The following is an 11,683-nucleotide window of genomic DNA, read 5'->3' on the forward strand; positions in this document are numbered from 1 at the left end:
TTAAAGTTCAATGAATTACGCGAATTTACGCGTTTCACCATCGCCTTCTACGTTGGAGACACAGCGACCACAAATGGCTTCGTGACCCGCAATCGTGCCCACGTCTGGCGTGTGGTGCCAACAGCGATCGCACTTCTTCGCATCAGTGGCATGCACTTCAACGAACAAACCGTCCAGCTCTGTTGCTTGCGCCGCATCGCTTTTCTCGCTCAGTGGTTTCACCACAGCAGCAGAGGTCAGGAGTACGAATCGAAGTTCATCTTCCAGCTTATTGATTTTCGCGGCCAACGCGTCGTCTGCGAACAGCGTAACTTCCGCTTGTAATGAACCACCGATGGTTTTCTCTTTACGTGCATCTTCAAGCAGCTTGTTCACGCTACCGCGAACGGCTTGAATGTCCGCCCAAAACGCGTTGTTGAGCTCTTCACCTTGTGCAAGACCAAACAGGCCATCAAACCATTCGCCGGTAAAGACGAACTTGTCGCGTGACTCACCGCTTGGCAAAGCACTTGGCATTTCATTCCAAATTTCATCGGCAGTGAATGACATGATTGGTGCCATCCAGCGAACCAAAGCTTCGACGATGTAGTACAGCGCCGTCTGACAGCTGCGTTGAGCGTGACCACCACATTTCGCCGTGTATTGACGGTCTTTAATCACGTCTAGGTAGAATGAGCCCATCTCGATAGAACAGAACTGCATAAGACGCTGTGTCACCGCGTGCGTGTTGTACTCGCCGTACGCTTTGACAATCTCTTCTTGCGCCGCCAATGCGCGACCCACAGCCCAACGGTCCAGTGCCACCATCTCTTCTGCTGGCACGATGTCTGTCGCTGGGTTAAAGCCACTGAGATTCGCTAAGAAGAAACGCGCAGTGTTACGAATACGACGGTAAGCATCCGCCGAGCGTTTTAGAATTTCGTCTGAAACCGCCACTTCACCCGTGTAATCTGTCGAAGCGACCCACAGACGCAGAATATCTGCACCCAGTTTGTTGGTCACATCTTTCGGTGCCACAACGTTACCGATGGATTTCGACATTTTACGGCCTTGACCGTCAACCACGAAACCGTGCGTCAATACTTGTTTGTATGGCGCTTCGCCTTTCATCGCAATCGATGAAATCAGTGAAGACTGGAACCAACCACGGTGCTGGTCTGAACCTTCAAGGTAAAGGTCTGCACTGTTGCCGTTGTACTCTTCACGGGCATCAACCACTGAGTAGTGCGTGACACCAGAGTCGAACCATACGTCTAGCGTATCCAGTACTTTTTCGTAATTGTCGGCTTCTTCGCCAAGTAGCTCTGAAATCTCCAGATCCCACCAAGCCTGAATGCCTTTCTGTTCAACAAGCTGAGCGACTTTCTCAACCAGTTCAATCGAATTTGGATGAAGCTCTGCGGTCTCTTTATGTACAAACAGAGCGATAGGCACACCCCAAGTACGTTGACGAGAGATACACCACTCCGGACGACCTTCAATCATGCCTTCAATACGGCTTTGACCCCACTCTGGCATCCACTCAACACCCTTGATGGATTCCAGCGCTTTAGCACGCAGACCTGCTTGATCCATCGACACAAACCACTGTGGAGTCGCGCGGAAGATGATGGGCGTTTTATGACGCCAGCAGTGTGGGTAACTGTGCTCGTAAGCATGGTGATGAAGAAGTGCGCCTTTCTCTTTCAGCGTTTCCACCACGGCATCGTTCGCTTTGAAGACGTGTTGACCGGCAAAAAGCTCGGTATCCGGTAGGTAAACACCGTTTGACCCCACTGGGTTTGCCACTTCTAGGTTGTACTTGTTACCCACAGCGAAGTCTTCTTGACCGTGGCCAGGCGCAGTGTGTACCACACCCGTACCCGACTCAGTGGTCACGTGATCGCCAAGGATAGCTGGCACAGTGAAATCGTAGAACGGATGTTGGAATTGAGTCAGTTCAAGATCCGCACCTTTCGCAAAGCCTAGGTTGTGGAAATGCTCGATACCAGCACGGTCCATCACGTCTTTCGCCAATTCAGCAGCGACGATGATGCGCTCTTTTGTCTCACCTTCAACTTGAATAAGGACATACTCTAGATCGTCACGCAGACACACCGCGCGGTTCGCCGGCAACGTCCATGGAGTGGTCGTCCAGATAACAATCGAAATCTCACCTTCGCCTTCGTGGCCTTCATTGAGGTTAAACTTCGACAGCAGTGCAGCTTCATCCGCCGCTTTAAAGCGCACGTCAATAGAAGGAGAGACTTTGTCTTTGTATTCCACTTCTGCTTCCGCGAGCGCACTGCCACAGTCTGTACACCAGTGAACCGGTTTAAAGCCTTTTAGCAGATGGCCGTTGTCGGCAATCTTACCCAACGCGCGAATGATGTTTGCTTCTGTCGCAAAGTCCATGGTGCGGTATGGTTTGTCCCACTCACCCATGATGCCTAAGCGCTTAAAGCTCTCTTTTTGACCTTCTACTTGGCCCTGTGCGTATTGACGACACTTGTCACGGAACTCTGCCGCCGATACTTTTTGCCCAGGCTTACCCACTTTCTTTTCTACCATCAATTCAATGGGTAGACCGTGGCAGTCCCAGCCAGGGATATAAGGCGCATCGAAGCCGGAAAGCGTCTTCGATTTAATAATAATGTCTTTAAGAATCTTGTTTAGTGCGTGACCAATATGAATGTCACCGTTGGCGTATGGAGGGCCATCGTGTAGAACGAAAGATTTTTTGCCTTTCTTCGCTTTACGGATTTCACCGTAAAGGTCTTCTTTATACCAACGCTCGAGCATTTCTGGCTCACGGTTCGCCAGGTTGCCGCGCATTGGAAACCCTGTTTCAGGAAGGTTCAGGGTATCTTTATACTCACTCATCGATTCTTAATTCCGTTGTGTTGGGCGAAAGTTAGACATTAGGCCAAACGGTGGACTAAACCGTTTAGCGGTTATGCTGACGCAGCCACACCCTTGCAGCCTCAGCATCCAATTCAATTTGTTGTTTTAAAGCGTCGAATGACTCAAATTTATGCTCATTACGCAGCTTATGTAAAAGTACGATTTCTAGCTGTTTGCCATACAAGTTGGCTTGAAAGTCGAATAAATGCACTTCGAGTTGTTGCCGAACTCCGTTGACGGTCGGGCGATTGCCTATGTTGGCCACGCCGCCAATCGGCTGTGGGCCTAGACCTAGTGCCTCAACGACGTACACGCCAGAGACCGGCGATACGCAACGTTTCAAAGGGATATTTGCGGTAGGAAAACCTATCGTTCTTCCCAATTTTCGGCCGTGGGATACACGCCCACTAATACTGTAGTCACGTCCGAGCATCGTCGCGGCCAGCGCTAAGTCATCTTTTGCAAGCGCGTCACGAATCAAGGTGCTGCTGACACGGTCGGTTTGCAGACAAAAGCTTTGCGTACTCACCACTTCAAAACCGTGGATTTTACCCGCTTGTTTCAGCATCTCAAAGTTACCAAGACGGCCGCGACCGAAGCAAAAATCATCGCCCACGACCAGAAACTTAACACCCAAACGCTTGACCAACAAGTCGCTAATAAACTCGTCAGCCGTCAGGTTGGCAAACTCTTGATTAAAGTTCACGCATAGCAGTCGCTCAAGGCCCAATTTGCTTAACTGGACAAATTTGTCACGCAGACGCGTTAAACGCGCTGGCGCATTGTGCTTGGCAAACAACTCCAATGGTTGCGGATCAAAAGTCATCACGGTTGACGGCAAGCCTAGCATGCTCGCTTGTTGCGACACTTGACGCAGCACAGCCTGGTGGCCTAAATGTACGCCGTCGAAGTTTCCTATCGTCAACACACACCCATAATGCTGGGCTTTGATGTTATGAATCCCTCGAATTAATTCCATTGGACGTTGATAAAACCTGTGTATTTGTGATTACTAAAGCGTGAAACTGACGGATTATATACTAATCCGCGTTACTCTGTCGCTGCTTTTAAATCTTTTGCTCGCACGCCCATCACCAGTAGTGACAATAGGTAAACCCCTGCGCCAAGACCGATTAACAACACCAGTGACACCACTCTGTCACTAAGACTCCACGCCAGCCACACCGACATGCTTTCCAGTTGTGAGCTTATCGCCGCGACCATCAAACCGCCGGCAACGATAAGCTTGCCAACAAACCACCACGTTCTACTGGTCAATTGATAGACCCCCGCGCGATGCAAGCCTCGGTAGAGCAGCGCCATATTGACAAACGCAGAGAGCGCGGTCGCCATAGCAAGGCCCACATAACCATAAAACCAAGCAAAAATGGCGTTAAACACCATGTTGGAAACCATGGCGATGATGCCGTATTTGACCGGCGTTTTGGTATCTTGACGCGAGTAGTAACCAGGAGCTAACACCTTGATAAGCATAAAGTTCAGCAACCCTGAGGCATACGCCACCAGCGACAGCGAGGCAAACTGGACGTCTTGCGCTGAAAACTCACCGCGCATGAATAGCACCATCAGCATCGGTTTGGCCAGCACCATCAACCCTAGCATTGCCGGGATCCCAAGTAGCGTGACCATTCTTACCCCCCAATCCATGGTGTGGGCAAATCCTTCACGCTGCTCATCAACGTGCTTGCGAGATAGCGCCGGCAAAATAACGGTCGCAATGGCAATACCAAACAGGCCGAGAGGAAATTCCAGCAATCGATCCGAATAGTAAAGCCAACTGATCGAGCCTGTTTGAAGAAAACTGGCAATAAAGGTATCAAACAACAAGTTGATTTGACTGACCGATACCCCAAAGAGCGCAGGGATCATCAGGGTGCGAATTTTCACGACCCCGGGATCACGCCATCCCCACTTGGGCTTGACCATCACACCGGCTTTAATAAGAAACGGCAGTTGAAAAAGAAACTGGACTAGACCGCCCAAGAACACCCCAATCGCCAGGCCAATTTCAGGCTGCGCCAATTGAGGGGCGATCCACCACGCCGAAGCGATGATCATCACATTGAGAAACACCGGGGTAAAAGAGGAGACCGCAAACTTACCGAGCGTATTGAGGATCGCGCCAGACAGCGCAACAAAGGTGATGAACCATAAATAAGGAAAGGTAATTTTGAGCATCAGACTGGCCAGCTCAAATTTTTCCGCCGATGGTCCGCCACTCAGCCAATCGAGAAACCAGCCAAAACCAAACAGAGCCGTGACGACACCCGAGCCCAACACACCAAGCAGTGTCACAATAGAAACAATGACGCCGAGCGTTCCGGCCGCGCGGGCAATCAGTTGGCGGGTTTTCTCCTCATCACCAGTGGCGTGATATTCGGTCAATACCGGCACAAAGGCTTGAGAAAACGCGCCTTCTGCAAACAGGCGGCGTAAAAAGTTGGGAATTTTATTGGCGAAGAAGAAGACATCAGCACTCGCCCCTGCGCCCATCAAGTTTGCGACCACGACGTCGCGCACAAGGCCCAACACTCGAGAAATCAATGTCATAGCACTGACAATCATGCCTGATTTTAAGAGACGTTTACTCACGACTACCTCAAGAACTCGCTCATACTAACAATTCAGTGCTTGGGTTATTAGGGAATAACTCATTGAGAGCAGATTAGTATTAGCATTGAAAAAAAAATACTGATAGAATCCCCGCCATCTTAACCGTGAAGACCTTTCTAATCCAAAATTTGTTTGGCTGCGATGGGTTTTTGCACAAATCATTTGACATTTAGGCGCAAATGAGGGATATTCCTCGCCCTTAAATTGTCACCGAACTAAAGTTTTTGGGAGTTAGACCCTTGGCAAATAGTAAATCTGCTAAGAAGCGCGCTATCCAAGCTGAGAAACGTCGCCAGCACAACGCTAGCCGTCGTTCTATGATGCGCACTTACATGAAGAAAACTGTTGCTGCTATCGAAGCAGGCGACAAAGCTGCTGCAACTGAAGCATTTGCTGCAGTTACACCAATCCTAGACCGCATGGCAACTAAAGGCCTTATTCACAAGAATAAAGCTGCTCGTCATAAGTCTCGTTTCGCTGCTGCAATCAAAGCTCTATAATAGAACTCTGATTTCCCAGTGAAGAAAAAACCGGCTATTGCCGGTTTTTTTATATCTGAAATTTGTCGAACCTTACACCAGTTCTTGTGGTAATCCATGCATCAAGAACAGTAAAGATGGTGCAACAGCTCGATCATCTTCTTCACTTCTTCGCTGTGAAGAGTGTAATACACCGTCTGCGCTTCTTTGCGCGTCACCACGAGTTCATCACGACGTAGCCACGCTAAGTGTTGAGATAGCGCAGACTGACTTAGCTGCAACTGCGCGGATAGCTCCCCAACCGACAGCTCTTGGTTGTGCAAAAGACACAAAATCTGCAAACGTCTTTCGTTCGCCATCGCTTTGAGTAAGACAACTGCTTGAGCAGAGTTCTTTTCCATCTCTTCCAGATTCATCACTACCTACCCCTAAACCCGATGAGCAAAGAAGCCCTCACTTCCCGCACCTGATACTCTTTTATCGCTGTTTCGGCCCATTTGCCGCAGGCTGCTGATAGTAATCTAAATAAGAACAGTAATCTATTCTCATTTAGGCAAGGTTATAAATTAAACAAAGAATTGAAATCTGCGTCACACACATTTTTCACCGCTGGATGTTGAATCATTCGCTCAGCAAATATCACGTAGTACTCTTCTTTTAGCTCCTCAATATCACCGATGTGTTGCAGCGGCAGATCGCTATCCACTTCCGAGACATATAAAGAAGGCGCCAAAAAGATCACGTCTTGATGATAACGAGCAAACGCCTTCATGAGCGCAGCGTCATCAAACTCGCCCAAAATATTCGGTTGTAAACCCTGACGATCAAACCATTGCAGCACTTTGCGCCCCATTGCCGTGCGACTACCGGGGATCAGCAGTTTTCGATGCTCTAACACACTGGGAAAACTCGCCCCAGCCACTTGGCCACTGCAGAAAAAGCTCATCTTGGACTCACCCAACTTTTTACTGTACAGACCTGGACTTTGACTTGAGTCCACCGGGCAATCAGACAAAATCATATCCAACTTGTGCTGCGACAATTGCTCAAGCAACATTTCATGCGTCGATTCAAAGCAGCGTAAATGAATACTGTTGTCTTGCGGCACCGTGGTCATCAGGATCTTGCTAACCAAACGCTTTGAGAGCGCATCCGCTACCCCCACATCAAACAGCAGGTTGGAACGTTGGCTGTAATTGACGATATCCAACATCTCATAGCTTAGACCAAACATTCTGTCCGCATACTTATAGACCAATTGGCCCAGTTCAGTGGGCTCGATGCTGCGTCCGTTGCGCTTAGTCAACTTTCCATCCATGCGCTCTTCTAACGCTTTGATCTGGCCGGTGACCGTTTGCGGCGTTAAAAACAAGGCATCTGCAGCTTTCGTCACTGAGCCTTGTTTACACACCATCCAAAAATAGTAGAGGTGGTTATAGTTCAAATGAGACATAGGGGAAACAACTTCAATAAGCGCACAATAGATAAGGGTTATATCAAAACTCGTTGATGACAACAATAACTCGTCAAAACCGAACAATCACTAAATTTTCACTACTAATACCGAAATTTAATAATGACTTTATGACACTCTTCTGTCATAAAACTGACGAGAAAAAGCCGATCAGCTGAATTTTTTGTCAAAAAATGCGCTCGTGCACAGTTTTATCAATGTAAAAATAATTAATAATTTTCAATAAGTTAATTTAATCGTAACGTAAGAATTACACCGATAAGCCTCGCTATCCCTCAAAAAAGACCGCATTACATAGAAATGTAATATTACTGAAATATTTCCTCTCTAACATCAGCCTCAATTTCAACAACCGACCAATAAGTATTAAACGGTCCACGGAGAAAATTATGAACCAAGCTACTACTACAGCAGCACCAATCTCGAGTACGACTCGCTGGTTACGCTGGGCTAACTTGGCATTCATGTTATACCTACTACTACTTGCTGTTTCTATGGTAGGTAGCGGCTTTAAATGGGCAACCGGCGATCAAGCTAAAGTCCTATTTGAATTTGCGTCACACCCTATTGCTGGATTAATGATTGGCTTGACGGCCACCGCCTTGATCCAATCCTCAAGTACCGTCACCTCTATTATTGTCGGTTTGGTGGCAGGTGGGTTGCCTGTTGAAACCGCCATTCCAATGATCATGGGTGCCAACATTGGTACGACAGTCACCAACACCTTGGTCTCTCTTGGTCACATTCGCAATAAAGAAGAGTTCAAACGTGCGTTCGCCAGTGCCACAATTCATGACTTCTTCAACCTGCTTGCCGTTGCGATATTCCTTCCGTTGGAAATGATGTTTGGCATTCTTGCGAAAATCTCCCACTGGTTGGTCTCTCCGTTCCTTGCAACGGGTGATATGAGCATGAAAGGCTTGAACTTCATCAAACCTATCACTAAGCCTGTTGTGAATGCCGTCAAGGAGCCGTTGGCAACCTTTGGCGACACCATGGGTGGGGTGCTATTGATTGTTCTAGGCATTGCGACCATCTTCGTGGCCATTACCGTTATGGGTAAATTGATGAAGAGCTTAATGGTTGGCCGTGCTCGTGAGATTTTGAAGAGCGCTATCGGTCGTGGTCCTATCCACGGCATCGTGTCTGGCTCTGTAGTGACCGTACTGGTTCAATCTTCATCTACTACGACCAGCTTGATGGTACCGCTTGTAGGCTCTGGCGTGTTGAAAGTCCGTGACGTCTACCCATTCACTCTGGGTGCGAACATCGGTACTTGTATCACAGCCTTGCTTGCTGCAACGGCAGCCTCGGGTGAGTTCGCGGTTTTTGCACTGCAGATTGCCTTGGTGCACCTCGCATTTAACGTATTGGCCACCGTGTTCATCTTCGGTATTCCGTTCTTACGTGAGCTACCGGTCAAAGCCGCCGATATGATTTCGGACATGGCGGTGAAGAACAAAGCGGTCGTCGCCGCCTATTTGGTGACAGTATTTTTAGTCCTACCAGGCGCTATCCTTGCACTGACAACCTAAACAGACTTGCCATCGCATACTAAGCCCTCAACCTCGGTTGAGGGCTTTTTTTATACAAAAAACCAGCGAGTACGCTGGTTTCTTGTTGGTCATTGCAGTGCGAATAGCTATTGCACTGAAAATAGATATTACCCTGAAGGTGGCTATTACACTGAGAATGGATAGCTGATTGGGTCATGGTGCTCATACCCTTCCACCCAAAAGTCATCCAAGGTGACCCAAGTTTCCAAATCTTCCAAGGTTTTGATCTCTGGGTTGATGTGGAACGTGGGCGCGGCCAAAGGTTCACGCTTCAACTGAACATCTCGCATTAGGGCTAACTGGTCTTCATAGATGTGTGCATTGACAATCTTGTGGTAGGCTTGTCCGGCTTTCTTGCCCGTAATTTGCGCCATGATCGCCAAGAAGACATACACTTGAACCATATTAAAATTCAGGCCCAACGGCACATCACACGAACGCTGTGTACTATTGAGGTACAAGGTATCCCCAAGCAGAGAGAAATGGTGGCTGTACATGCACGGGCGTAAACAGCCCATGTGAAACTCACCCGGGTTATAGAAATTGAGGATTTCACCGCGATCATCCACGCCTCGAGTCAGGTCATCGACAATTTTTCGCAACTGATCAATATGACCGCCATCAGGTTTGGCCCAAGCTCGACCTTGAACGCCATAGACGCGTCCCATGTCATCGTCACCTTTGCGGTATGGGTTCTCAAGCCAAGCGGTATTTAAGTTGGCATTGGCATCCCAGGTTTTTGTGCCTAACTGACGAAAATCAGCGGCATTGTCATACCCTCGGATGTATCCTAGCAGCTCGGCCACAGCGGCCTTCCAAAAGCTCTTACGTGTGGTCACGAGTGGGAATTGATTTTGCGCTACATCATAAGTGAGATCGGCATTGATGACCGTTAGGCAACGCTTGCCCGTGCGCTCATTTTCTACCCATTCTCCTTGGTCAACGATGCGCTGACAAAGATCTAAATACTGTTTCACAGCCAATCCTTACTTCGTTTGTTGTGGTAATTCATCTTTATAAAGCCCACGCCGATATGCCCAAGCGACCATCAAGGCACCAATGATCACCATTGGTAGAGACAAGATTTGCCCCATAGAGATAAACCCGCCAAAGAGGCCCAAATGCGCATCAGGCTCACGTACGTACTCGACCAAGAAACGGAAGGTACCATAACCGGCAAGGAAGAGCCCTGATACAGCGCCAAGCGGACGCGGCTTTTTAATAAACCAGTTGAGAATAAAGAACAGCACTATGCCTTCGAGCAGCATTTCGTATAACTGAGACGGGTGACGCGGCAGTGGACCACCATTTGGGAAGACAAACGCCCAAGGCACATCCGTCACACGCCCCCACAGCTCGCTGTTCATAAAATTACCTAAACGGCCCATACCGAGACCAAACGGCACCAGCGGGGCGATGAAGTCGGCCACACCGAAGAAGGTTCGACCGTTCTTTTTCGCGTACCAGAACATCGCGCTAATGACACCCAGCAGGCCACCGTGGAATGACATACCGCCGGTCCATACTTTAAACAGATAAAGCGGGTCTTGAAGGAAGAGGTCAAAGTTGTAAAACAGCACGTAGCCAACTCGGCCACCAATGACCACACCGAGAAAACCAGCAAACAGTAAATCGGACACCTGCTCTCGTGTCCAACCACTGCCGGGCTTATCTGCGCGGCGGTTCGCTAGCCAAAGAGCAAAAGCAAATCCCACCAAGTACATCAAACCGTACCAACGGATAGAGAGTGGGCCAATGGAGAGTAATACCGGATCAATATTTGGAAAGTCTAGATATCCCTGGGACATAGGAGAGATTCTCTTGTGGTGTTCAATGAGTTCAAGATAGAAGTTGAGAGTGCGTCACAGTAGCATAGTTCCCGCAACGAACATTAAAAACAGTGCAAATATTTTTTTCAGCCTCGTGGTTGGCATACTGGTCGCTAATGTCGCGCCAAAACGAGTGGTCAACATTGAGGTGGAGGCGATCGCCACTAAGGCCGGTAAATAGACGTAGCCCAGGCTGCCCGTGGGCAGTGCTTGTGTCTGCATGCCGTTAAGAATAAACCCCAACATGCCCGAGATGGCCAATACACAGCCACAGACCGATGACGACCCGACCGCTTTTCTCATTTCAATCCCATGACGATTGAGAAACGGTACCGACAATGACCCACCACCGATCCCGGCCAGACTCGACACCACACCAATTCCCATCCCTGTCGAGAGCGTTGCCGCCTGCCCCGGCATTTCTCTCGTTTGAGTCGCTTTGAGAGAAAACAGCATTTGCAAAGAGAGGAGCAGAACTATGCCTCCAAACACTTTGGGTAAGTAAACGGCCGGTATCCACTCTGCGACGTGCGCGCCAAGAAAGCCACCAATCACCACACCAGGCATCAGCCACTTGATGACGAACATATCGACATTACCGAGTTTAAAGTGGTTGAGGGCCGATGAACCGGAAGTGATGATAATCGACGCAAGCGAGGTCGCGAGGGCCATGTGCATGGCAATATCTGGATCAATCCCCGCCAACGGGAGTAAGAAAAGCAATGAGGGAACGACAATCAAACCGCCGCCAATACCAAGTAAGCCAGCCATCATGCCGACAAAGGCACCGAGTACCAGCAATAAGCCAAGAAATACTACAAACACTGC

At 48.8% G+C, this 11,683-nt stretch carries 10 protein-coding genes; 2 read left to right on the top strand and 8 right to left on the bottom strand.

Features of this window, described 5'->3' with window-relative positions; all coding sequences use genetic code 11:
- Window positions 1-15 precede the first annotated feature (15 nt).
- From ileS to murJ, 3 genes are all read right to left on the bottom strand, one after another.
- On the bottom strand, window positions 16-2,862 hold the full coding sequence (gene ileS, locus AC6R0L_RS01215; RefSeq protein WP_500627991.1) for an isoleucine--tRNA ligase: 2,847 nt from the start codon (window positions 2,860-2,862) through the stop codon (window positions 16-18).
- A gap of 64 nt (window positions 2,863-2,926) precedes the next feature.
- Window positions 2,927-3,862, bottom strand: a complete 936-nt coding sequence (gene ribF / locus AC6R0L_RS01220; RefSeq protein ID WP_500627992.1) for a bifunctional riboflavin kinase/FAD synthetase — start codon at window positions 3,860-3,862, stop codon at window positions 2,927-2,929.
- A gap of 71 nt (window positions 3,863-3,933) precedes the next feature.
- Complete coding sequence (gene murJ, locus AC6R0L_RS01225; RefSeq protein WP_500627993.1) at window positions 3,934-5,496, bottom strand: murein biosynthesis integral membrane protein MurJ; 1,563 nt, start codon at window positions 5,494-5,496, stop codon at window positions 3,934-3,936.
- A 260-nt stretch (window positions 5,497-5,756) separates the two neighbouring features.
- Here murJ and rpsT point away from each other — a divergent pair, with 260 nt between their 5' ends.
- Entirely contained in the window at window positions 5,757-6,017 is a 261-nt protein-coding gene (gene rpsT, locus AC6R0L_RS01230) for a 30S ribosomal protein S20 (protein ID WP_004744855.1), read from the top strand.
- Window positions 6,018-6,118: 101 nt separating this feature from the next.
- On the opposite strand, the gene AC6R0L_RS01235 is transcribed toward rpsT, so the two are convergent.
- Window positions 6,119-6,412 (bottom strand): ArsR/SmtB family transcription factor, encoded by a 294-nt coding sequence (locus AC6R0L_RS01235; protein WP_334554121.1) that lies wholly within the window; start codon window positions 6,410-6,412, stop codon window positions 6,119-6,121.
- A gap of 143 nt (window positions 6,413-6,555) precedes the next feature.
- The gene (nhaR, locus tag AC6R0L_RS01240) at window positions 6,556-7,449 is read right to left on the bottom strand and encodes a transcriptional activator NhaR (protein WP_334554050.1); all 894 of its coding nucleotides are present in this window, start codon (window positions 7,447-7,449) and stop codon (window positions 6,556-6,558) included.
- 410 nt (window positions 7,450-7,859) lie between these two features.
- Between nhaR and AC6R0L_RS01245 the strand changes: the two genes are divergently transcribed.
- Window positions 7,860-9,005 carry a Na/Pi symporter gene (locus AC6R0L_RS01245; RefSeq protein WP_487901857.1) on the top strand — a complete coding sequence of 382 codons (1,146 nt, stop codon included), beginning with the start codon at window positions 7,860-7,862 and terminating at the stop codon, window positions 9,003-9,005.
- Between the two features lie 146 nt (window positions 9,006-9,151).
- Here the strand turns inward: AC6R0L_RS01245 and AC6R0L_RS01250 are convergent, their stop codons facing one another.
- From AC6R0L_RS01250 to AC6R0L_RS01260, 3 genes are read right to left on the bottom strand one after another with little or no spacing between them, the layout of a single operon-like run.
- The gene (locus AC6R0L_RS01250; RefSeq protein ID WP_500627994.1) at window positions 9,152-10,003 is read right to left on the bottom strand and encodes a thymidylate synthase; all 852 of its coding nucleotides are present in this window, start codon (window positions 10,001-10,003) and stop codon (window positions 9,152-9,154) included.
- A 9-nt stretch (window positions 10,004-10,012) separates the two neighbouring features.
- Window positions 10,013-10,834, bottom strand: coding sequence for a prolipoprotein diacylglyceryl transferase (gene lgt, locus AC6R0L_RS01255; protein WP_334554044.1), 822 nt, complete (start codon window positions 10,832-10,834; stop codon window positions 10,013-10,015).
- Between the two features lie 54 nt (window positions 10,835-10,888).
- Window positions 10,889-11,680, bottom strand: a complete 792-nt coding sequence (locus AC6R0L_RS01260) for a sulfite exporter TauE/SafE family protein (RefSeq protein ID WP_500627995.1) — start codon at window positions 11,678-11,680, stop codon at window positions 10,889-10,891.
- Window positions 11,681-11,683 lie beyond the last annotated feature (3 nt).

It is taken from the genome of Vibrio sp. R15-SG3-ISO1A, assembly GCF_059833955.1.